Raw genomic sequence first — 23,259 nt, 5'->3', positions numbered from 1 at the left:
TTTTATATATTAGCATCAGCCATGCACTAGCCAGAACCACTATGACCAAAAAAGCAGAACGTACCACCGCATATATTATTGAGACCGTAGCTCCAATTTTTAACAAGTTTGGATATGTTGGCACCAGTATGAGCGATCTTACAGAAGCTACCGGTCTCACCAAAGGTGCTATTTATGGGAACTTTGAAAATAAGGAAGCTTTAGCATTATCTGCTTTTGAATATAACCGCAGTCACCTTTTGGCCATTGTTGATGAAAAACTCAATATAGAAGGTAAATCATTGGACAAGCTTTTTTCTCTCATACGTTTTTATAGACAATATGATGTTTTTACGCTTCCTTTTGGTGGCTGCCCAATTCTAAATGTAGGAGTAGATGCACAAAATAACAATAGCCAACTTTCTGCTGCTGTTAAAGAAACCATCAAAGAAATAGAGGGCAAAATAGCACTGGTTTTAGAAAATGGTATAAAACAAGGGGAAATTCATTTACCTGTTCCACCTCTCCAATTTGCAAAACAATTGTTTACCATGCTTCAAGGGGCAATAGCCATGTCAACAATGACAAGAGATCGAAAGTATTTGGTAAATACCATTGCCTATTTAGAACAACTGGTAAAAAAGGAGATAAAAAAATAGCCCTGCCCTTTACTTTCCTCTAACTCTGAAAATCCAAGTTTTATCTGGGTATTTTCCAAAAAACTTACTGTCTCGAGCTTTGCGGGCTTCATTCATACTGTTATAGCGATCTAAATAAACATAATTGTACTTATTTAAACTTCTGTAGAAAGATTTTGGATTCAATCCCTTTTTCCTGAGGGCAATCATGAAGTTGTCAAAATATTTTTTTGTACCAAAAACATTGGCAATTAAGTAAAATCCTGGCTCCAGCCCTTCTGCATTGGCGACCTCTTCATATTTTTCGTTAGGTCGTACTTCAACATTTTGTTCCTTCTGCAATTTGGCAATGCTATCCAATTTCTTTTGCTCTTCTTTTAATTTTAAAGCGGCCAGTTGAACTTTGGTAATGGAATCTCTTATAAATTGTTGTCTGATCAATAGTTCCTCTTCTCTTTTAGTCTTTTCTATTTGCTCCTGCTCCACTCTTTTCCTTTCGGTCAGCGCTATTTCTTCAGCTTTCTTGCGCTGTTGTTCCTCTTCTTCAGCTCTTATTCGTTCCAAAGCTAAAGCATCTTCTTTTTCAACATCAAAGCCAACAACTTTTTTACGGTTATCCGTTTTTCCAAAATGATAGGAAGCAATCAATTCAAAAGTAGGGTCTTCATCACTTAAGGGAGAATCCGTACCAAATTCCAATAAACCGCCAATAGATAATTGCTTGGCAAAAGTTGCTCCCAACCCTCCAGAAACTCCATAAAAACTGTTATAACCTCCCTGTACCCAGAATTTAGATGTTGAAAACAATCCATTGATTCCAAACTGAGTATCATGGTCTGGTATTGCCCTTACATAAACAATTGGTCTTACAAAACTGTTGCTTTCATTTGAAAATACGTTTACGGGAAAATCATTGCTTAACGTACCTGTCAATATTCTTAAATCTCCTCCTCTTCCTGCATTGTCAGAAAAATTATAATCCAACGCATTTTCCACGGCCAATCCTAAATTGAACTGGTTTACTTGCAATCGTATTCCTGGAGAAAAAAGGACAATAAAAGCATTTGTACCCTCTAATTGTGGCAAATCAATATCTGGATCTGGAACAAAACGATCATCTGCCAATTTTTCTTGAAACCCAAATAGGTTAGCTCCAACTATTAGTTTAATATTATCTTCAAACACAAAATTGTACGCATAGTTAATATTGGCCCCAACATCTACAAAAATTCCTGTATTATGTTGCAAGAAACCAATCCCCAAAACTGATTTTTGATTAAGTTGGTGGGTATAGTTAGCAAATATGCTGGTTGGGTCTCCATCCACAGTCTGCCATTGCCATCGTGTCCAGATGGAAAAAGAATTGGGATTGTTCCAATCGGTACCATAAGATGCATTTAACAGATTTGAATTGAATTGAGTAAGGTTATGTTGTCTAACATCAGGGGGGAGTGTCCTCTCCTGCGACCAGATAGATGCGGCCATTAAAAGCATTATAATACAAACCACGGACTTAAGCATACAAGAAAACGAAAATTAAATGTTACATTTAAACATCATAAATATAACATAAGAGGGACCTTTAGAATAGTAATCATGAGAACGACCAAACTTATAATTGCAATTACAATTTTTATTGTTGGAAGTATTAGTTGCAATGACTCCAATAAAGATATGGAAAATACCAAAGAACCGGTGGTTTCCACTTTCTATTTTATAAGACATGCGGAAAAGGATAGAACGGACCCTGAAAACAATGATCCCGAATTAAATCAAGATGGTTTAGGCAGGGCCATACATTGGGCCGAAGTTTTTGACCCTATTGATTTAGATGTGATATACTCCACCAACTATGAGCGTACCTCAATGACCGCAGCACCAACATCTGTTAAAAAAGATATTGACGTAAAGTATTACGACCCAAAATCAGTAGATATTGAAGCATTTAAAACCTCGAACGAAGGACTTAATGTATTGGTTGTGGGCCACAGTAACTCAACCCCAAACTTTGTGAATAATCTTCTTGAGATCGAAAAATACGAACATATGGACGACCATGACAACAGTAGCCTCTTCATTGTTAGAATCATTGATGGAGTAGCAACTGATATTCGTCTAAAAATGGATTAATTTTTAGTTACCTCTATTTCTAAAAGCTCTATTTTAGAAAGTAGCTCCAGTTCTCCTTTTTCAAATAAATTTCCTGTTTCAAAAATGGAAGTTTCCTTTATTTTGGCCTTGTAGTTATTATAATCTACAAAACGAATGCCATTAACATAACGTTCATTATAAGCTTCGCGAAAACGTTGGCCACCGCCGTTTACATGAAAATCATAGGCTAAATAGTCTGGCTTAAATGTTTCCTTATTGAACCAGTATACATAAACATCATCAAAATCCTTACCTCCGTTATTTTGATCAAATGTGACTTTGACCTTATAATAGTTTTTTCCCTTTATTGTTTCCTCTCCTAAAAGCTCTTTGCTAACCGCTTGGTCGTTTAAACCGTATGGAAGCCTGGCAAAATAATGTACCGAGTTAACAGAATTAGCATACCTGTTTGCAATGGAATCAGATAAATTTATAATTGTATCATTCATATAACGCTTAAAAGCCGAGTTGGTTTTAACATCGGTTATAGTAACGGAGTCCAAAAAGGAGATGCGTTTTAATACTTTCTTCCCCCCAGCACTCTCAGAGATATACTTTCTATCCCTAAATAAAAATGACGTGCCATGATCGGCATAAAGGCTTCCTCCACTATCTTCTATGGATTTGTCCACAACTTCTTGAGCGGTAAAACTTGGTTTGGGTTTTTCTTTGCAGGCAAAAGATAAAAGCAATAGAGCTACAACAAAAAGTCTTTTCATTAGTTTGGTTTTCATTGATAATCGTAAAATCTATTGTAACATTACAATTTTCTTGGATAAGAGTTTCTATTTTTGCCAACAATGCAGAAAAATATTAACATAAAGAACAAACGGGCCAGATTTGATTATGAAATTTTGGACACCTATACGGCCGGGATTGTTTTGGGAGGTACTGAAATAAAATCCATCCGTTTAGGCAAAGCATCATTGTCCCAGAGTTTTTGCGAATTTAATGATAAGGGGGAACTCTTTGTTATTAACATGCAAGTTGATGAATATAGCCATGGAGGGCATTATAACCACAAACCCAAGGCAGAGCGCAAGTTATTGCTCAATAGAAAAGAATTAAAAAAATTACGTAAGGAGGTTACAACCTCAGGACTCACTATAATTCCGCTTAATCTTTTCATTAATGAAAGAGGATTGGCCAAAGTAAACGTAGGGCTGGCAAAGGGTAAAAAATTGTACGACAAACGTGAAACAATAAAGGACAGGGACAATAAGAAAGATTTATCCAGGATTAAGAAGAATTTTAATCAATAACTTCAATTTTTATTTTCTAATAAGGGTACAAATCGGAAAGAGCCCAATTCTTGCTTTTCAAATTCTTTTTCAGATTTTCTTGTAAAAAGTGTCATAATTTGCTCTTCAACCCCAACAGGAATAACCAAACGTCCTCCTACTTTCAACTGGGACATTAACGGCTTTGGAACTTCGGGGGCCCCAGCGGTAACAATTATGCCATCAAAAGGAGCTTCTTCTGGCAATCCTTTGTATCCATCACCAAAAATGACCTTTTTAGGGCGGTAATTCATTTTACTAAAAAACAGTTTGGTTTTTTTAAAAAGTTCCCGCTGTCTTTCTATAGTATACACCTTAGCTCTTAAGTGGAGTAATACAGCGGTTTGATACCCACTTCCAGTACCTATTTCCAAAACAGAATCATTGGGTTTTAAATTGAGCAATTCTGTTTGAAAAGCAACTGTATATGGCTGGGAAATGGTTTGTTCAGCCCCAATGGGAAATGCTTTGTCTTGATATGCATGGTCTTCAAAACTACTATCTAAGAACAAGTGCCGTGGTATTGTTTTTATGGCATCTAAAACTTTTGAATCCTGTATTCCTTTAGCTGACAACAATTCGGCCAACTTGTTCCGCATACCCCTATGCTTTAAAGTATCTTTCATGTTTTTGGTCTGGTACACGAATTTATAAAGTTCTCCACTAATTTTATAACTAGTTGACTTCTTATTTTTATGGAAGAGTGGTACCATATCCTTATTTTTGACAAAAACAGTACATATGCTAAAAGTTGGTGTCCTAGGTGCAGGACATTTGGGTAAAATTCACCTCAGGCTCTTAAATGAATCCAGCAACTATGAACTAGTAGGGTTTTACGACCCAGATGAAATCAACGCGAAAAAAGTAGCGGATGAATTTGGGTACACTTATTTTGAAAACATCAATACGCTTATTGGTTCGGTAGATGTTGTGGATATCGTTACGCCTACCCTATCCCATTTTGATTGCGCCAAAAAGGCCATTGAAAAAGGGAAGCATATCTTTATTGAAAAGCCCATTACCAATACTTTTGAGGAGGCTGAAGAATTATTGAAATTAGCTCATGAGCATAACATAAAAGGTCAGGTTGGACACGTAGAACGCTTTAACCCCGCATTTTTGGCGGTAAAGGACAATATTGAAACACCCATGTTCATTGAAACCCATCGGCTAGCTGAGTTTAATCCAAGAGGAACCGATGTCCCCGTAGTATTGGACTTAATGATTCATGATATTGATGTAATATTGAGTGTGGTAAAATCCGAAGTAAAGCAAATCAATGCCAGTGGGGTTTCTGTAATAAGCAAATCACCGGATATAGCCAATGCAAGAATCGAGTTTGAAAATGGCTGCGTAGCAAATCTTACTTCTAGTAGAATTTCCCTTAAAAACATGCGGAAATCCAGGTTTTTCCAGCAAGATGCTTATATCTCGGTAGATTTTTTGGAAAAGAAAGTTGAAGTGGTAAAAATGAAGGACGCTCCAGAAAATCCTGGAGATTTTGATATGGTTCTGCAAAATGCAGAAGGTGAAAAAAAGCAAATCTATTTTGAAAACCCAGATATTGAAACCAACAACGCCATATTGGATGAGCTTGAAACTTTTGCAGATGCCATTAAGAACAACACAGATCCAGTGGTAACCCTAAAACAAGGAACACAAGCCTTACGTGTAGCCCTTCAAATTATAGAATCGTTTAAAAAATAATTTAATGAAAACTATTGCAGTAATTGGAGCCGGAACAATGGGTAATGGAATTGCTCATGTTTTTGCGCAAAATGGATTTCAAGTACATCTTATAGATATTGCGCAAGCATCTTTAGAAAAAGGTTTGGCAACCATCACCAAGAATTTGGACCGTATGCTGGCCAAAACCTCCATATCAGAAAAGGACAAAGAGGAAACATTAGGTAACATTTCAACATATACAGATTTAAAAGAAGGTGTCTCGGGAACAGATTTAGTTGTTGAGGCCGCCACAGAAAATCTAACTATTAAACTTAAGATTTTTAAAGATTTAGATGAGGTTTGCGATGCCAAAACCATTTTGGCCACAAATACTTCATCCATATCAATAACCCAAATTGCAGCGGCAACAAACCGTCCAGATAAGGTAATTGGCATGCATTTTATGAACCCTGTACCCATTATGAAACTGGTAGAAATTATTCGTGGGTATAGTACATCTGATATGGTTACAAAAACCATTATGGAATTATCAGCAAAATTAGGCAAGACCCCAACCGAAGTAAATGATTATCCAGGGTTTGTGGCCAATAGAATTCTCATGCCAATGATCAATGAAGCTATTGAGACCTTATACAATGGTGTAGCCGGAGTTCAGGAAATTGATACCGTAATGAAATTAGGTATGGCCCACCCCATGGGACCATTGCAATTAGCGGACTTCATTGGTTTAGATGTTTGTCTTTCTATCTTGAATGTAATGTATGATGGGTTTAAGAACCCAAAATATGCCCCATGCCCCCTATTGGTTAATATGGTCATGGCAGGTGAATTAGGGGTAAAGTCTGGCGAAGGATTTTATGATTATTCAGAATCAAGAAAAGCGGAAAGAGTCTCAACACAATTTAATTAAACCTTAATGGCCCATGTAAAACCATTTAAAGCCATTCGCCCAACAAGGGATAAAGCTTCTTTTGTAGCTTCTCGCTCTTATCAAGAGTATTCTAAGGATGAATTAAAATCTCAACTGAAGTACAATCCTTTCTCTTTCCTGCACATTATTAACCCAGGATATAAATTCCATGAAAGCATTGCAGGCAAAGAACGGTTTAAACTTGTGTATAACAGATATCTAGAATTTTTGGAGGACAACATCTTCCAAAAAGACGAGGAAGCATCTTTTTACCTCTATCAAATATCAAAAGGAAAATTCAAAACGCTGGGGCTCTTTTGTGCCTGTAGTGTATTGGATTATCAGAACGATGTTATCAAAAAACACGAGGATACCATTCAACATAGGGAAGAGCTCTTTGCAGACTATCTGAATACGGTAGGGTTTAATGCAGAGCCCGTGTTAATGACCTATGCCGAAAATGAATCTGTAAGTAAACTATTAAAAAAAGAAACAGAACAAGAACCTCAATACAATTTCACAACTACAGATAAAATAAGTCACAAACTTTGGAAAATAGCGGACAAGCAAGCCATTGACAAACTGCAATCCGAATTTTCTAAAATAGATGCCCTATACATTGCGGATGGCCACCACAGAAGCGCTTCGTCTAATCTGTTGGCAGAAAAAATGAAATCAGAGCACAAGTCTCATACGGGCAAGGAAGCTTATAATTATTTTATGACCTATCTCATTCCTGAGTCCGAAATCAGGATATACGAATTTAACAGGATGGTCAAGGACTTAAATGGTTATACTAAAAATGAGTTCTTGATTAAATTGGACACCTATTTCAGGATTGAAAAAAAAGACGATGGACTCTATAAACCCACTCAAAAACATCATTTTAGCATGTATTTGGATGGCGAATTTTATTCACTTTATCTAAGGAAGAAAGTATACCAATTCACTGATGCCCTAAGTGAGTTGGATACTCAAATACTGTACAAGACCATTTTAGAGCCCGTCTTGGGAATCCATGACTTACGCAATGACAAACGTATTTCTTATGGCTATGGAAAGCACAATGTTATTGGGATGAAGGACGCTATTGACAATGGGAAATTTGCAGTGGGATTTAGCCTTGTCCCTATCAACATAAATGAAATTAAGGCCATTGCAGATGCAGGATTGGTGATGCCCCCAAAAAGCACCTATATAGAGCCTAAACTAAGAAGTGGGTTAGCTATCTATGAATTTTGAAAGAATTGAATACTAAAAACGTATGTCAATAAAAGATAATCTTACAGCTATAAAAGACAAACTTCCAAAGGAAGTAACTCTTGTTGCGGTTTCCAAAACCAAACCCAATGAGGCCATTCTAGAAGCTTATGAAGCTGGACAACGGGTTTTTGGGGAAAACAAAATTCAAGAAATGACCCAGAAATGGGAAACATTACCTAAGGATATTAAATGGCATATGATCGGGCATGTGCAACGCAATAAAGTAAAATACATGGCCGAATTTGTTTCCTTGATCCATGGCGTAGACAGTTTTAGATTGCTTCTGGAAATCAATAAACAAGCTAAAAAATATGATCGTGTAATTCCTTGCTTGCTTCAAATGCACATAGCTGAGGAAGAAACCAAGTTTGGACTGGACAAAACCGAACTTTATGCCGTTATCAACTCCCATGATTTTATGGCATTAGAAAATATCAAAGTTGTTGGTCTAATGGGCATGGCCACCTTTACTAAAGATGAAAGACAGATAAGAAAAGAATTTGCTTCGTTAAAATCCATTTTTGATGACTTAAAGCAAAAACTTCCTGATATCCCTGTACTTTCAATGGGTATGAGTGGTGATTATGCCATTGCCATTGAAGAAGGAAGTACTATGGTGCGAATTGGAAGTAGTATCTTTGGAGCCCGTAACTATTCATAATTCATATTTTTTCAGCATTTTTCATGTACGTCATACTCGATATCGAAAGCACCGGAGGAAAATACAATGAGGAAGGTATCATGGAGATTGCAATCCACAAGTTTGATGGCCATAAAGTAGTGGATAAATTTATTGGTTTAATAAATCCAGAAAGAGAAATTCAGCCGTTCGTGGTTAAACTTACAGGAATAAACAACAAGATGTTACGTTCCGCACCAAAGTTCCATGAAGTGGCAAAACGTATTATAGAAATTACAGATGGCGCTGTTATTGTTGCTCACAACGCCCAATTTGATTACAGGATACTTCGAACAGAATTTAGAAGATTAGGCTATGATTTTCAAAGAAAGACACTTTGTACGGTTGACCTCTCAAAAAAATTACTTCCGGATGCTGAGTCGCACAGTTTAGGCAAACTTGTCCGTTCTTTGGGCATTCCCATGAGTGATCGCCACAGGGCAAATGGCGATGCAATAGCAACTCTAAAACTATTCAAACTGCTGTTAGATAAAGATTCAGAAAAAACCATCATCAAAGAAGTGATTCGTGAAGAAGCCCACGGAGAACTGTCACCAAAACAGTTGGATATCGTTTCCGATTTACCATCAAAAACAGGTGTATATTATATGCATGACAAGGATGGGGATATTATTTTTCTTGGAAAAACAAAGGATATTAAACGAAGAGTAAACCAACATTTTACAAATGTTGGGCAATTAGCAAGAAAATTACAGAAAGAAACTAAAAAGGTAAGCTATGAACATACAGGTAGTGAACTGGTTGCTATTTTAAAAGAATATCAAGAATTAAAAAGGACCAAGCCCAAATACAATACCATTACAAAGAAAAAGCTCTTTTCCCATGTAATTAATTTTTCAAAAAACGGCACTCCTCACATTACCTTGGATGTTGTGCACCATAAACATCAAAAAGACAAGAACATTGGTTTTAACGGTATTCCTTCAGCAAAAAGTTTTCTCAGCAAAATAAGTACTGAGTTTAAACTATGCCCAACCTCCTTAGGGCTAGATGTAATTTGTGAACATGCAAAAAATGGTTGCATGGATGGGTGTGCGGATGTTGAGGATGTTTTTGAATACAATCAAAAAATAGAAGCGGTATTTTATAAATATAGTGTTGTTGATAAGAGCATCGCATTATTGGACCAAGGCAGGGAAATTGGAGAACGTAGCCTTATATTGATTAAAAATGGAGCCCTAAAAGGCTTTGGTTATGTAGAACTTAATCACCAAATAAATAATATTCATATCTTAGAATCCATTATTACCCCAATAACGAGCGACGAAAACACATCTTTTATCATAGAATCCTATTTGAGAAAAAATAACAAACTCAAGGTTTTGGAATTAACGCCTGCCCTTTGAAAGAGCATAAAATACATTCTGGTTGGAAAAATACGCTTCATGAAATCATTTATGAAGCGGACACACCTTTAGGAAAGTTTTTTGACATTGTCCTTTTTGTTCTGATTGTGCTTAGTGTAATTCTTGTGATGCTGGAAAGCATAAAGGAAGTGGACTTGCATTACCATAAGATTCTATTGACCTTAGAATGGGTGGTTACCATTTTTTTTACCCTGGAATACATTGCAAGACTCATTAGCATTAAAAAACCATTGAAGTATGTCTTTAGCCTCTATGGTATCATTGATTTTGTATCGACCATCCCACTTTATCTTTCATATATTCTTGCTGGTTCTCAAGTTTTGTTGGCCGTAAGAGCTTTCCGTCTCCTGCGGGTTTTCAGAATATTAAAGCTTGTAAAGTTTATGGGAGAGGCATCTCAACTAAAAGCGGCATTAAAGGCCAGTAGGGCCAAAATAGCGGTTTTTATCTATGTTGTTTTGATTCTTTCCGTAATTATGGGTACGATCATGTATCTTATTGAAGATGATGAGGCTGGTTTTACCAGTATTCCCCGAAGTATTTATTGGACGATAGTAACATTGACCACTGTAGGTTATGGGGATATTGCTCCTCAAACCAATTTAGGGCAGTTTCTGGCCACGGTAATCATGATTATGGGATATGGAATCATTGCGGTGCCCACTGGCATTGTCACAGTCGAGTTTTCAAGACATGGAAAAGGCAAAAAAGGAAATAGTCTTGTCCATACAAACACGCAAGCTTGCCCCAGTTGTGCTTCCGAAGGTCATCGTGATGATGCTTCAAACTGTTATAAGTGCGGAGATTTGTTATGAGTTTAAAAACTTTGATTACAGTGGTTGGGCCTACCGCAATTGGAAAGACCAAATTGGGAATTACACTTGCAACACATTTTAAAACCGAGATCATTTCTGCAGACTCTCGCCAATTCTTCAAAGAAATGAACATAGGTACTGCAGTGCCATCCAAAGCGGAGTTGCAAGCCGTTCCACATCACTTTATCCAACACAAGAGTATTTTTGAACCTTATTCCGTAGGGGACTTTGAAAAGGAAGCGACCGTAAGAATAGATACACTTTTCCAAGACAAGGATTATGTTGTTATGGTGGGCGGAAGCGGCCTTTATGTTGATGCTGTAGTAAACGGGTTAGATGAATTTCCTGATATAGATCTAGAGTTGAGGCACTCTTTAAATCAAAGGCTTGAAAATGAGGGCTTAAAATCTTTGCAAGAAGAACTAAATGCCAAGGACCCGAAATACTATAATTTAGTGGATATTCATAACGCCCATAGGGTAATACGGGCTTTGGAAGTTTGTATAACCGCCAAAAAACCATACTCCTCGTTCTTGAATCAGAAAAGAGAAAAGAAAAATTTCAATTCTTTTTATGTTGGCATTAAAGCGGATAGAGAGGTAATCTATGAGCGCATTAACCAACGAGTAGACACAATGATTAAAGATGGGTTATTGGATGAAGCAAAAAAACTATATCCGCACAGAGACCTTAATGCGCTGCAAACTGTAGGGTACAAAGAGCTCTTTGCGTATCTTGACGGTAGTTCTTCTTTGGATTTTGCTATTTCAGAAATCAAGAAAAATACGAGGCGTTTTGCCAAAAGGCAATTAACATGGCTAAGAAAAAATAAGCATATTCTTTGGGTGGATTATAATACTGAACCGTCACTTATCCTTGAAAAAATCACTAATGAACTTAAATTAAATCCGCATGCCTAATATTAAAAGGGTATATGTTATAATGGGCGTATCTGGAACCGGAAAGTCTACCATTGGCAAACTGTTATCCAAGACACTGCAAATTCCTTTTTTTGATGGAGATGACTTTCACCCAGAGGCCAACATAAAAAAAATGAAGGCAGGAAACCCACTAAATGATGATGATAGAAAGGGATGGCTCATAAGATTAAACGAGTTGGCAAAAGAACACAAGTCCCAAGGGGCAATAATTGCTTGCTCTGCCCTTAAAAAAAGTTACCGAGACATTCTGTTGGAAGACATGAAAGGAAGTCTTGAGTTCATTTATTTGAAAGGTTCATTTGAACTTATCAAATCAAGATTGGAAAGCAGAAAGGGACACTTTATGCCACTGAAACTTCTTAAATCACAATTTGATACTCTTGAAGCGCCCGAAAAAGCCATTACAGTCCCCATTTCTTTAACTCCAGACCTGATTGTACAAGAAATAACAAACCAACTACAATGATTGAAACCAATTTGTTAATAGCCGTTTTAGGCGGTATTGCCGTACTCTTATTTTTAATTTTAAAATTACGTATCAATGCTTTCATAGCACTCCTGATAGGCAGCATTACCGTTGGACTCATAGCAGGTTTAAATGCAAATGAAATCATCAAAACCATTCAGGATGGAATGGGCAGTACTTTAGGCTTTGTGGCCACTGTGGTAGGTCTGGGCGCAATGTTCGGAGGAATCTTAGAGGCCTCTGGTGGAGCAAAGACCATAGCAGATTTTATGGTATCTAAATTTGGGTTGAAAAAAGCGCCATCCGCAATGGTGATTTCTGGTTTTTTAATAGCTATACCCGTTTTTTTTGATGTAGCATTTATTATTCTTGTTCCTATGATCTACGCATTACAGCGTAAAACCGGCAAATCACTTTTACTGTATGCAATACCTTTACTTGCAGGACTGGCCATAACGCACGCCTTCATCCCTCCCACTCCCGGCCCTATTGCAGTTGCGGATATTATAGGGGCTGATTTGGGGTGGGTTATATTGGTTGGTTTTTTAGCTGGTATTCCAACTGCTTTGATTGCAGGTTTGCTATTTGGTCGATATATATCAAAAAAGATATTTGTGGAAGCCCCTAAACTGGTCGAGAGTAAGGACCCACCAACATTGCCTCCTATTGGGCAAACTTTGCTGATCATTGCTTTCCCCATCGTCCTTATCCTTTTGAACACCATAGTCTCAACTGGTGTAATGGGAATAACCAATAAAATGGTCTTAAATGGAATCGCTTTGGTGGGTCATCCTTTTTCAGCTTTAATTATTGCAAATATTTTGGCTTGGTATTTTTTTGGAATACGAAAAGGGTTTACCAAACAACAACTTTTTGATATTACAAGTAAATCCTTGGCTCCAGCAGGCACTATTATATTGCTTACCGGTGCGGGAGGAGTTTTTAAACAGGTCTTGACAAATACTGGTGCCGGTGAACTACTGGCAACTTCTTTGAGCAATGCCGGTTTTCCTGTTTTGGCCTTTGCGTTTATAAGTGCTGCTATTGTTAGAATTGTTCAGGGCTCTTCTACCGTAGCAATGATAACAGCTGCCGGATTGGTATCTCCTTTGTTGGTGAACGCTGCATTAAGCCCAATAGAGCTTGCATGTATGGTAATTGCCATAGCTTCCGGGGCAAGCATCTTTTCTCATGTTAATGACAGTGGTTTTTGGTTGGTTGGTCAGTATTTGGGCATTACGGAAAAGCAAACATTTAAGTCTTGGACCATGATGACCACCATTCTTGCATTTGTTGGAATCTTTACCGTATCCATTCTTTACTTTTTTGTATAAAAAAACCACCTAAAAAGGTGGTTTGTTATTTATATGAAGATTACTCCTATTGGTTTTCTGCTTTAACAACCAATCTAAATCCTTCTCCGTGAATGTTCAAGATTTCCACAACGTCATCGCGCTTTAAATACTTTCTTAATTTGGCGATATATACATCCATACTCCTAGAGGTGAAATAATTGTCATCTCTCCAGATTTTTGTCAATGCCAATTCTCTGGGCATTAAATCATTTTCATGCAATGCAAGCAATCTTAACAACTCGTTTTCTTTAGGAGAAAGCTTTACAGGTTCTTCTTCCATGTATTTTAAGAAACGTAGTTTAGAATTTAGATGAAAATTGCCTATTTCAAATTCAAATTGTTTACTGTCTGCCAATGTACTAGATGCTTTTCTTTGAAGTATTGCTTTAAGTTTCATTAAAAGCACTTCAGAATCAAATGGTTTATTTAAATAATCATCTGCTCCCGCTTTATATCCTTTAAGCACGTCTTCCTTCATGGTTTTTGCAGTAAGGAAAATAATTGGCACATTCTCATTTTTTTCCCTTATTTCCCTTGCTAGCGTGAAGCCATCTTTGTAGGGCATCATAACATCCAAAATACAGACATCATAATTGTCCTTTTTGAATTTTTCAAAACCTTCCATTCCATTTTTTGCCAAAACAACGTCAAAGTCGTTCATGGACAAATAATCCTTTAATACAATCCCAAAATTAGGATCGTCTTCCACCAATAGTATTTTCTTTTTCTCTGTCTCCATAATTTTCTAAATTAAAGGTAGTTTTATAAAGAAAGTACTTCCTTTCCCTTTTTCACTCTCTGCATAAACCTCACCCTGATGATCTTCTATAATTCTTTTTACGTAAGCCAATCCCAATCCATGGCCTTTTACATTATGTATGTCTCCGGTATGTTCCCGGTAAAATTTTTCAAAAACTCTTTTTAGCACCGCCTTGCTCATTCCAGCTCCTTGGTCCTGTATTTTTATGATTATACTGTTTTTAACCACTTCGGTAAAAACATCAATTTTTGGGGACTCTGTTGAATACTTCACCGCATTGTCCAGAATGTTTACTATTACGTTGGTAAAGTGAACATCGTTGGCCAAAACCTCAGATCTCTCTGCTTCCAAATTGGACTTTACATAACCTCCCCGATCTTCAACAATCAATTCAACATGAGCTATTGCATCCACTATTATGTCGTGCACATCTACCCTATCCTTTCGAATGTCAAGTTGGTTTTTTTCCAGCTTAGAAATTCTAAGTACGTTCTCCACTTGTGCGTGCATACGTTTGTTCTCATCTCTAATCATACCCAAATAGCGCAATACCTTTTCCTTATCCTCAATGGACTTTGGGTTTCGTATGGCTTCAACTGCCAGATTTATTGTCGCAATTGGAGTCTTAAACTCATGAGTCATGTTATTTATGAAATCTGTTTTTATTTCAGATATCTGTTTCTGCTTTATCAACTGGTAGATTGCACTGGAGTAGGCCACCATAATTACCAATGTAAAAATCAACGATAACAACGCCATGCTCATTATGGATTGAAAGAGAAATTTCTTCATCGTTGGAAACGTAAGCAACAATGAAAAACTAGTATTTCCTTCACTATCCTTGAATATTGGAGCTTTGTACATCTTGGACTCTGAAAACTTGAATTTCTTGGATTTTACCTTTGTTGGATAACCTTGACTGTAAACTCCGTATTCATAATCTATATCAATATTTCTATTGCCCAATTCCTGACTTAGCAGTAATTCTAATTCTTGTTTGGATACCCTTTTATGTATTGGCCTACTTTTAGCATACTCCATAAAAACATCTTCCCAAGCAGCTTTATCAATTTTGGACAACCCTCCAATCTTTTCAGCTTTTTGAATAGGCGTTAGACTGTAGCTTTTACCATCTAGTCCATATTCTTCTTTAAAGACGGCTTTGGTTCGCTTGCTCGTATAGTTTTTAATTGTAGTGGTATCCTCTTCCCCACTTAAATTATCAAAGAACGTTGATGTTATATTATAATCTTCTTCTAGAATTCCATGTGAATAAAACAGAATCTCATCGGAATTCAAATCTCGATCAACAAATAAAAAATTTCTGAACTGAGTGGTTTTAGGTTGTCCAATACTATCTACCAACGAAGCTAAACGATCTGAATAGTCTTTCATCTCCCTCTTCTCCACCCTGCTGGCTACTTTATCCAGTATGTCTGTTACCGTTCTTGAGAATTGCTCCTCCTTGTCGTCTACTGATGTTCTTATCCAATACACTTGAACAAAAATTATCCCAGTAAGAGATAAACTCATGAGAATGACGAGAAGAACGAATAGCTTCTTGTTCATTGGGGTAAAATTAGAAATTTAACATTTAGGCCTTTGACCGTTTAACCTAACCTTAACAAAAATGTTAAAATTACTGGTCAATCCGCTTGTCTTACAAGTCTTTGATGAAGTTCTGCGACTCTTTTTTCGGTGATTTCCAAATCAATATTGTCAATACAAATATTTGAAAGAGCTTCTTTTTTGTCATCGCTCATTTGGTTTTTCATACGACCCAAAACTTCTTGCTTGCTTGATCCATCCCTTTCTATTACTCTTTTAAGACGAAAATCTACCGGCGCCTTTACCAAAATTACATAGTCGTAATTGTCTTGTGCATCGTTTTCAAAAATCAACGCTGTCTCCTGAATCACGTATGGTGCTTCTTGATTTGAGGTCCACTCCAAAAAATCTGCTCTAACCGCAGGATGAACAATTTTGTTTAACTTTTGTAATGTCTCAGGATTTTCAAAAATCTTGTTCGCGATAAAATTCCTGTTTAGAATTTCACCTTCGTAAGCTTTATCTCCCAGCAATTCTATTATTGCATTTTTTAACTCAGTTGAAGTCGTCATTAAACGTTTTGCCTCAAAGTCAGAGTCATAAACAGGTACTCCAAGGTCTTTGAACATGCCTGCAACTGTGCTCTTGCCGCTTCCTATCCCTCCTGTAAGTCCAACAACAATCATTTTTGTTCTAAAACAAAGTTAACCTTATTTTCAAGTAACCTAACTCCATGCACCTTTTCCGGTTTTCTTGTAACCTCCAAAAACAACGCATTATTGTTTGAACCGCTTAACTGCTTGTAGTCCGCAATGACTTCAAAATCCTTTTCAGTGATTGATTTCAATTGTTCTATGGTGGCTTTGCAAAGTACGGATACAGAATTAGGAAAAGTATTGATTTGATAGCCTTCGGGCAGGTTCAACACTCGGATTTGAACATCAAAAACTTTCTCTGAGAATTTTGCAACTTTTCCAGAAACGTTGGTTCTATTGATTGAAAATATGCTATTAGATAGGTTCTTGGGAAAAACCAATAAAACATCTTTTGAAAAATCAGAAGAAACATTAGCCAGTTCTATCTTTGATGTATATATGACATTTAACGTATCTATTTCGCTTTTTGGGCCCTTCACTAAAACCATATTCGGAGTTACAAGTGGTTCACCTTGTAAAATATAGTTTTGTTCAAACTGTAAATCCAAATTTGCTTTTATTGGCACTTCCTTGGATGCTACTTGATAAAGATCCACAACAAGTTTGTCCCTATCTAGGTCGATTAAGGAAATACTCTGGGAAAGTTGACGTTCCATTTGTTTTTTCAGGACATCTTCGGTCAATGTGAAATTACCGCTCTCATTCATCACTTCGGATAAATCTACATCTACTCGTTTGTTCACAAAATTGTAATAAAGAAACTTAAACCCACTAGCTCGCAATTTAGCCTCAATAGAATTAATCGCATTATTGCCCAACAACAATGTATCTGGTAAGTTTTTGTAGTTTAAACTAAAATTGGCCCTAGATTCGTAAGGCTCTGACAAATTGCTCAAAAACCAAGCAAGGAATGAACATACCAAAAAGAGGAAGAACACCTTTACCTTCCTTTTATTTAGTCCACCAAATACTTTTTTGAACACTTTTTACTTTTTTTTAAAAAACAATTTAGGGAATAATACTTCAGGCTCCCTTTTGCTAAAATTAACCAAGATCGTGGATTTTAAAAAACCTATTCCATATCCAGTAAACTGTGTTAGTGCTGCAAAAATTGCCAAGGACGCCACTTTGATGCTTTTATTTTTCACCAACGCATCAAAAAACAAGAATAAAAAGTATCCTATGACTATCCCCAAAGGAAAAATGATTCCGGCCAGAGCCATGATAAACACCCCTATTAATCCTATCATAAAAAGTGTGGGAAACCAATAGGTCAGTTTTGCCGTTCCTTTGTGCCATTTATTTAAAATTGGCCTAACCATACCAAACTTATTGACTTGAATATAAAACTTGTTCCAGTCTATCCGCCTTTTATGGTAAACAAATGCTTTTGGAAACAATCTGGTGATATACCCTGCCTTCCATATTCTAAAGGATAAATCTGGGTCTTCTCCAGGATGAATTTGACCAAACCCACCCACTTTATCAAAAGCTTCTTTAGAAATGCCCATGTTGAAACTACGTGGTTGAAACTTCCCCACGGATGTATCGCCTCCCCTTATACCTCCTGTTGTAAAAAATGAGGTCATTACATAGTTTATCGCTTTTTGAACCGCAGTGAACGATTCATGTGCTGCATCTGGCCCACCAAAACAGTGAACAAAATTTGTATGCAGCTCTTTTTTTACTTCGCTTAGATATTGGGCGGGAAGAATGCAGTCAGAATCAAGAATAATAAAATAATTCCCCTTTGCGTTTTGCATTCCATAATTTCTAGAATCGCCTGGACCGGTATTTTCTTTAAAGTAGTAAGAGATTTGAAGCTTTTCTTGATAGCCTTTTACAACTTCTTTTGAATCTTGTGCAGAACCATCTTCTACAATGACAATTTCATAACTATCTTTAAAATCCTGTTCCACAAGACTTTCTAACAACTCTTGAATTTCTTCAGGTCTGTTGTACACCGGGACGATTATGGAAAAAATTGTATTCATCTAAAAACACAAAAGCCATCCATTAAAAGGATGGCTTTTGCAACTGTATGTATTATTTATTTTGTAAACGCATCAATAACTTCTTGACTTACTCCGGTATTGGAAAATCCTCCATCATGGAATAAATTCTGCATTGTAACTTTCTTTGTCAAATCAGAAAAAAGGCTCACAGTATAATCAGCACAATCTGCTGCAGAGGCATTCCCTAACGGTGACATTTTCTCAGCATAACTAATAAAACCATCAAATCCTTTGACCCCCTGCCCTGCAGTAGTTGGTGTTGGAGACTGAGAAATCGTATTTACTCTAACCTTCTTTTCCTTTCCAAAGAAATATCCAAAACTTCTAGCTACCGACTCTAGGTAGGCTTTATTATCCGCCATATCATTGTAATCTGGGAAAGTTCTTTGCGCTGCCATATAAGTTAAGGCAACAATACTTCCCCATTGGTTCATGGCGTCAGATTTATACAAAGACTGCATCACTTTATGAAAAGAAAGTGCAGAAACATCCCACCCTTTAGCAGTAAAATCATATTTCTCATCCGTATATGCCCTTCCTTTTCTAACATTAACGGACATTCCTATAGAGTGCAGCACAAAATCCAACTTTCCGCCCAAAATCTCCATAGCCTGTGTTACCAAATTCTGCAAATCTTCCTCATTTGTTGCATCTGCAGGAATAATTTCAGAATTTGTCTTTGAAGCCAGCTCCTTAATTTGTCCCATACGCATTGCAATAGGAGCATTGGTCAACACAAAAGTTCCGCCTTCTTCATGAACGCGCTCCGCTGTTTTCCATGCAATCGAATTCTCATCCAACGCTCCAAAAATGATTCCTTTTTTACCCTTTAAAAGATTGTAAGCCATATTAACTATCTATAGTTGATTTCGCGACAAAGATATTTATTCTTATCGAGTTTTGAGGTTTTGATTAATATGATTAAAAAGAGACTCTTTTATTGCAATAATTGTTTGGCATGGGCCAAAGCAGATTCTGATACGGACTTACCTCCTAACATTTCGGCAAGCTCGTTGATACGCTCGTCTGCATTAAGCTTTTTCATTTGAGTGCTGGTACTTCCTTCTTGTTCTTCCTTAAACACCTTAAACTGCTGTTGTCCTTTTGAAGCTACTTGAGGTAAGTGGGTAATAGAGAAAACCTGCATGGTATTGCTCATTTGCTGCATAATCTCACCCATACGGTTAGAAATCTCCCCGGAAACACCTGTGTCAATTTCATCGAACATCATAGTGGGTAATTGTTCGTATTCTGCCAAAATGGATTTTATCGTCAACATAATGCGGGACAACTCCCCTCCTGATGCTACTTTTTTCAGTTCACCGTAATCTGAGCCCTTGTTTGCAGAAAACAAGAAAGTAAGATTATCTTTCCCATTTGTTTTAAAAACAGAAGATGGGTTTACTTCTATTTTAAATGTTGCCGAAGGCATGCCAAGAGAATACAGGCTTTCTTGAAGCATGCTTTTTAATCTTGGAATTACGGTGTTTCTGGCATTTCTTATTTTAGTTGCCCGTTCATCTAACTGTTTCTCCGCTTTGGAGACTTCTTCTTCTTTTTCCTTAATTTTTGATTCTATATTTTCAACAGCATCAACTTGTATTGCCAACTGGTTTCGTAAACTGATCAGTTCATTAACCGAATTAACGTGATGCTTTTTCTGCAAATCATACAATTGTTGCAATTGCCCGTTTACCGTTTCCAATCTAGATGGGTTCGCTTCCACCCCATCCTTTATCTGTTCAAGCTCATTGGCTATGTCATCTGCTTCAATAAAAATGGACTGCACGCGCTCATTAAGAGCAGAATATGTAGTCCCAAAATCAGCCAAACTTTGAAAAGCCCGTTTTAAATCGGCCAATTTCCCCAAAACACCCACTTGTTCATCATTCAACAATTGATGCCCATGGGATAACTGTTCCATTATTTGTTCCACATTGTTCAACTGCTCAAATTCAGCTTCCAACTCTTCTTGAATACCTTTCTTTAACGAAGCTGTCTCCAATTCTTTTAGTAAAAAGCTATTGTAATCATGTTCCTTATTTGAGTTTGCCTGAAAATCCATCAAAGCCTGTAACTCCTTTGTAACTTGCCTATATTCTTCTAGATGCGTCTTGTAGGCTTTAATATTATTTCCATTTTCCGCAAGCGCATCCACTACCTTAAGTTGAAAATCATTTTCGGTCAATCTTAAAGTTTGATGCTGGGAATGTACGTCGACCAATCGTTCTCCCAATCCCCTTAAAATATCAAGAGTTACCGGAGAGTCATTTACAAATGCTCTTGATTTACCGCTGGGCAGAATTTCTCGTCTTAAAATGGTATGGTCTTCGTAATCTAAATCATGGGTGTTAAAAAAGCTGGGCAATTGATATTTTGAAATATCAAATTCAGCTTCTATAATGCACTTCTTCTCCTGATTCTTAAGGGAGGTCAAATCGGCACGTTTTCCCAAAACCAGTGAAAGTCCACCCAACAATATAGATTTACCCGCTCCGGTCTCGCCAGTAATAGTGGTAAATCCAGATGCAAATGAAACATTTACATCATCTATGAGTGCATAATTTTGGATTGAAAGATTTGTTAGCAATGCTGAAGATTTACTTTGTAAAGATAAATCTCTTTGGATAAATGCGCTAGTATTTTATCTCGTTCCAAGTGTTGGAGTAAAATGGTGCTACCCGATTAAGGGTTTCTTTGAGTTTTACGATGTCTATCTTTGGTCCATCAGAGAATATATTTCTTATCTCTTCTGACTTGGCATCGAAAAAAGTTTGAATTAAGAACGCATTTGGTCTGCGCTTGATCAAAGTTTCGAACAGACGCATACTGCCTGCAATAACTTGTTTTCCAGTACTATTGTTATCCCCAAGAATATCAAGTCCTTTTCTATGGTAATTGTACATGGCAATGCGGTATTCCCTAAAGGAGTTGCTCAATAAATTATCAACCAGCTCAAAACGGGTACGCTGTCCTGTTTCCTGGTTCCATCCAGAAAAATTTGACCCTTGTGCCTGCGTTACAATATTCTGGGCTTTTCTAAATAAATCGTCCCCTCCCTCCAAAGAAAAAGTATCTGCATCCAAACCTAAAATAACATATACATAATAGGATATCACTCCAATTAAATTGGATTCAAATACATTCTCGTTATACACCAAAGGTTGAAATTCTTGATACTGAAAATTAAAAGCATCGTCTTTGTAATTAAAAACTGGGCTTTCATATGAGGTATTGAAAACGGTTCTTGAAGATTGAATCTGAATATTAGCCTCAAACCTATCAGATTCGTATTGGGTTACTGTAATGAACATTCTGGCGCTTACGCGCTCATTCTCTTTATAAACCCTATTTGTCCATTTGCTTTTGTTCACAAAATCACTGAGCGACCGTTCCAAAGTTCTAAAAATCTGTTGATTCGTCTGGCTTACCTGATCAGAGTTGACGGTAATCGTGCAATTTAACTCTTGGGCAAAAGTTATTTGCGATAGTGATAACAAAAAAGTGAGCAATAAAATTCTACGCATGAATTCTGGAGGTGATTTCTTCCCAAATATCTGAAGCTACATCCGACTTCGTCTTCAAATCAAACGTTTTTATATCCAAATTCTTATCAATAAAAGTAATTTTATTGGTATTGCCTCCAAAACCTGCTCCGTCGTCTTTTAGAGAGTTTAATACGATTGCATCTAAATTCTTACGTTGCAGTTTTCCTTTGGCATTTTCAAGCTCGTTTTCAGTTTCAAGAGCAAAGCCGACCAAAAATTGATTTGTTTTTTTTTCTCCCAATGAAAGAAGGATGTCTGGATTTCTTTCCAGTTCTATTTGCAAATCACCTTCTTTCTTTTTCATCTTTTCCTTGGCAACATGTTTGGGGCGATAATCCGCAACAGCTGCCGCACATATTGCAACATCTGTTTTATTGTAATGTTGGTGACATGCATCATACATTTCTTGGGCAGTGGTCACTTTTATTAAATTGATTTCGCCATGATCGATATTTAGATTTGTTGGGCCTGAGACCAAAACCACATCTGCTCCTAAATTGGCAGCTCTTTTTGCAAGTTCAAAACCCATGGTCCCTGAAGAACGATTTCCTAAAAACCGAACAGGGTCAATTGCTTCATGGGTTGGCCCAGCGGTAATCAAAACTCTTTTGCCGCTTAAAGGAAGCCCGCGAGATAAATCTGTTTTGATGAATTCTACAATGGCTTCAGGTTCTGCCATACGCCCTTCTCCATACAAGCCGCTTGCCAATTCTCCAGAATCGGCAGGAATTATTATGTTTCCAAAGGACTTTAATTTTTTAAACGATTCAGCTGTTGACGGGTGCTTGTACATGTCCAAGTCCATAGCCGGGGCAAAATAGACTGGGCATTTAGCTGATAAATACGTCGCCAACAACAAATTATCACAAGTGCCATTGGCCATTTTGGAGAGTGTGTTCGCCGTTGCTGGAGCAATGATCATGATGTCCGCCCAAAGGCCAAGCTCCACATGGTTGTTCCAAGATAGACTACCATCTTCTTGGTTAACAAAATCTGTTAATACTGGATTTTTAGATAAGGTGGAAAGGGTAAGTGGAGAAACAAAAGAGCCGGCACTATTGGTCATAATAACTTTGACCTCAGCACCAGCTTTTATTAATAACCTAACAAGAAATGTGGTCTTATATGCGGCAATTCCCCCTGTAACGGCCAAAAGGATGTGTTTACCGCTAAGCACT

24 protein-coding genes are annotated in these 23,259 nt (G+C 37.1%); 12 read left to right on the top strand and 12 right to left on the bottom strand.

What is annotated here, in order from left to right; genetic code table 11:
• The first annotated feature begins 41 nt into the window (after positions 1 to 41).
• Complete coding sequence (locus DKG77_RS10405; protein WP_109662750.1) at positions 42 to 638, top strand: TetR/AcrR family transcriptional regulator; 597 nt, start codon at positions 42 to 44, stop codon at positions 636 to 638.
• A gap of 9 nt (positions 639 to 647) precedes the next feature.
• Here the strand turns inward: DKG77_RS10405 and DKG77_RS10400 are convergent, their stop codons facing one another.
• Positions 648 to 2,111 carry a PorP/SprF family type IX secretion system membrane protein gene (locus DKG77_RS10400; RefSeq protein ID WP_279305975.1) on the bottom strand — a complete coding sequence of 488 codons (1,464 nt, stop codon included), beginning with the start codon at positions 2,109 to 2,111 and terminating at the stop codon, positions 648 to 650.
• 102 nt (positions 2,112 to 2,213) lie between these two features.
• Here DKG77_RS10400 and DKG77_RS10395 point away from each other — a divergent pair, with 102 nt between their 5' ends.
• A complete protein-coding gene (locus DKG77_RS10395; RefSeq protein ID WP_109662747.1) occupies positions 2,214 to 2,747 on the top strand; it encodes a histidine phosphatase family protein in 534 nt (177 codons plus the stop codon).
• On the opposite strand, the gene DKG77_RS10390 is transcribed toward DKG77_RS10395, so the two are convergent.
• Positions 2,744 to 3,487 (bottom strand): DUF6503 family protein, encoded by a 744-nt coding sequence (locus DKG77_RS10390; RefSeq protein WP_109663737.1) that lies wholly within the window; start codon positions 3,485 to 3,487, stop codon positions 2,744 to 2,746. The two genes, DKG77_RS10395 and DKG77_RS10390, sit on opposite strands and share 4 nt — an antisense overlap.
• Positions 3,488 to 3,568: 81 nt before the next feature.
• On the opposite strand from DKG77_RS10390, the gene smpB reads away from it, so the two are divergent.
• On the top strand, positions 3,569 to 4,030 hold the full coding sequence (gene smpB, locus DKG77_RS10385) for an SsrA-binding protein SmpB (protein WP_109662746.1): 462 nt from the start codon (positions 3,569 to 3,571) through the stop codon (positions 4,028 to 4,030).
• Between the two features lie 2 nt (positions 4,031 to 4,032).
• Here smpB and DKG77_RS10380 read toward each other — a convergent pair whose 3' ends face one another.
• Complete coding sequence (locus tag DKG77_RS10380) at positions 4,033 to 4,674, bottom strand: protein-L-isoaspartate(D-aspartate) O-methyltransferase (protein ID WP_109663735.1); 642 nt, start codon at positions 4,672 to 4,674, stop codon at positions 4,033 to 4,035.
• 115 nt (positions 4,675 to 4,789) lie between these two features.
• Between DKG77_RS10380 and DKG77_RS10375 the strand changes: the two genes are divergently transcribed.
• The 9 genes from DKG77_RS10375 to DKG77_RS10335 are packed head-to-tail and all read left to right on the top strand — an operon-like array spanning position 4,790 to position 13,533.
• On the top strand, positions 4,790 to 5,755 hold the full coding sequence (locus tag DKG77_RS10375; RefSeq protein WP_109662744.1) for a Gfo/Idh/MocA family protein: 966 nt from the start codon (positions 4,790 to 4,792) through the stop codon (positions 5,753 to 5,755).
• 4 nt (positions 5,756 to 5,759) lie between these two features.
• The gene (locus DKG77_RS10370; RefSeq protein ID WP_109662742.1) at positions 5,760 to 6,647 is read left to right on the top strand and encodes a 3-hydroxyacyl-CoA dehydrogenase family protein; all 888 of its coding nucleotides are present in this window, start codon (positions 5,760 to 5,762) and stop codon (positions 6,645 to 6,647) included.
• A gap of 6 nt (positions 6,648 to 6,653) precedes the next feature.
• Positions 6,654 to 7,889: a DUF1015 domain-containing protein gene (locus tag DKG77_RS10365; protein ID WP_109662741.1), complete on the top strand. Its 1,236-nt coding sequence runs from the start codon at positions 6,654 to 6,656 to the stop codon at positions 7,887 to 7,889.
• A gap of 22 nt (positions 7,890 to 7,911) precedes the next feature.
• Positions 7,912 to 8,571: a YggS family pyridoxal phosphate-dependent enzyme gene (locus DKG77_RS10360; protein WP_109662739.1), complete on the top strand. Its 660-nt coding sequence runs from the start codon at positions 7,912 to 7,914 to the stop codon at positions 8,569 to 8,571.
• A gap of 23 nt (positions 8,572 to 8,594) precedes the next feature.
• Positions 8,595 to 9,956 (top strand): exonuclease domain-containing protein, encoded by a 1,362-nt coding sequence (locus DKG77_RS10355; protein WP_109662737.1) that lies wholly within the window; start codon positions 8,595 to 8,597, stop codon positions 9,954 to 9,956.
• Positions 9,953 to 10,792, top strand: coding sequence for an ion transporter (locus DKG77_RS10350; RefSeq protein ID WP_109662736.1), 840 nt, complete (start codon positions 9,953 to 9,955; stop codon positions 10,790 to 10,792). The genes DKG77_RS10355 and DKG77_RS10350 overlap by 4 nt, the downstream gene beginning before the upstream one ends.
• On the top strand, positions 10,789 to 11,712 hold the full coding sequence (gene miaA, locus DKG77_RS10345; protein ID WP_109662734.1) for a tRNA (adenosine(37)-N6)-dimethylallyltransferase MiaA: 924 nt from the start codon (positions 10,789 to 10,791) through the stop codon (positions 11,710 to 11,712). The genes DKG77_RS10350 and miaA overlap by 4 nt, the downstream gene beginning before the upstream one ends.
• The gene (locus DKG77_RS10340; protein ID WP_109662732.1) at positions 11,705 to 12,199 is read left to right on the top strand and encodes a gluconokinase; all 495 of its coding nucleotides are present in this window, start codon (positions 11,705 to 11,707) and stop codon (positions 12,197 to 12,199) included. The genes miaA and DKG77_RS10340 overlap by 8 nt, the downstream gene beginning before the upstream one ends.
• On the top strand, positions 12,196 to 13,533 hold the full coding sequence (locus tag DKG77_RS10335; RefSeq protein WP_109662730.1) for a GntP family permease: 1,338 nt from the start codon (positions 12,196 to 12,198) through the stop codon (positions 13,531 to 13,533). The genes DKG77_RS10340 and DKG77_RS10335 overlap by 4 nt, the downstream gene beginning before the upstream one ends.
• A 46-nt stretch (positions 13,534 to 13,579) precedes the next feature.
• Here the strand turns inward: DKG77_RS10335 and DKG77_RS10330 are convergent, their stop codons facing one another.
• The 9 genes from DKG77_RS10330 to coaBC all read right to left on the bottom strand — a co-directional run bounded on the left by DKG77_RS10330 (position 13,580) and on the right by coaBC (position 23,258).
• Complete coding sequence (locus tag DKG77_RS10330; protein WP_109662729.1) at positions 13,580 to 14,293, bottom strand: response regulator transcription factor; 714 nt, start codon at positions 14,291 to 14,293, stop codon at positions 13,580 to 13,582.
• Positions 14,294 to 14,299: 6 nt separating this feature from the next.
• On the bottom strand, positions 14,300 to 15,883 hold the full coding sequence (locus tag DKG77_RS10325; protein ID WP_109662727.1) for a sensor histidine kinase: 1,584 nt from the start codon (positions 15,881 to 15,883) through the stop codon (positions 14,300 to 14,302).
• Between the two features lie 77 nt (positions 15,884 to 15,960).
• Positions 15,961 to 16,548, bottom strand: coding sequence for a dephospho-CoA kinase (coaE, locus tag DKG77_RS10320; RefSeq protein WP_109662725.1), 588 nt, complete (start codon positions 16,546 to 16,548; stop codon positions 15,961 to 15,963).
• Positions 16,545 to 17,501, bottom strand: coding sequence for a CdaR family protein (locus DKG77_RS10315; RefSeq protein WP_109662724.1), 957 nt, complete (start codon positions 17,499 to 17,501; stop codon positions 16,545 to 16,547). Before DKG77_RS10315 ends, coaE begins: the two co-directional genes overlap by 4 nt.
• 3 nt (positions 17,502 to 17,504) lie before the next feature.
• Positions 17,505 to 18,512 (bottom strand): glycosyltransferase family 2 protein, encoded by a 1,008-nt coding sequence (locus DKG77_RS10310; RefSeq protein WP_109662722.1) that lies wholly within the window; start codon positions 18,510 to 18,512, stop codon positions 17,505 to 17,507.
• 56 nt (positions 18,513 to 18,568) lie between these two features.
• A complete protein-coding gene (locus DKG77_RS10305) occupies positions 18,569 to 19,381 on the bottom strand; it encodes an enoyl-ACP reductase FabI (protein ID WP_109662721.1) in 813 nt (270 codons plus the stop codon).
• Between the two features lie 89 nt (positions 19,382 to 19,470).
• Positions 19,471 to 21,123: a DNA repair protein RecN gene (gene recN / locus DKG77_RS10300; protein WP_109662719.1), complete on the bottom strand. Its 1,653-nt coding sequence runs from the start codon at positions 21,121 to 21,123 to the stop codon at positions 19,471 to 19,473.
• 46 nt (positions 21,124 to 21,169) lie between these two features.
• Positions 21,170 to 22,060: a type IX secretion system protein PorD gene (porD, locus tag DKG77_RS10295; RefSeq protein ID WP_109662718.1), complete on the bottom strand. Its 891-nt coding sequence runs from the start codon at positions 22,058 to 22,060 to the stop codon at positions 21,170 to 21,172.
• The gene (gene coaBC, locus DKG77_RS10290) at positions 22,053 to 23,258 is read right to left on the bottom strand and encodes a bifunctional phosphopantothenoylcysteine decarboxylase/phosphopantothenate--cysteine ligase CoaBC (protein ID WP_109662716.1); all 1,206 of its coding nucleotides are present in this window, start codon (positions 23,256 to 23,258) and stop codon (positions 22,053 to 22,055) included. Before coaBC ends, porD begins: the two co-directional genes overlap by 8 nt.
• Position 23,259: the final 1 nt, after the last annotated feature.

This window comes from Flagellimonas aquimarina (genome assembly GCF_003149745.1).
In the GTDB taxonomy this organism is placed as follows: Bacteria; Bacteroidota; Bacteroidia; order Flavobacteriales; family Flavobacteriaceae; genus Flagellimonas; species Flagellimonas aquimarina.
This window is presented reverse-complemented; position numbering and strand designations above follow the sequence as displayed.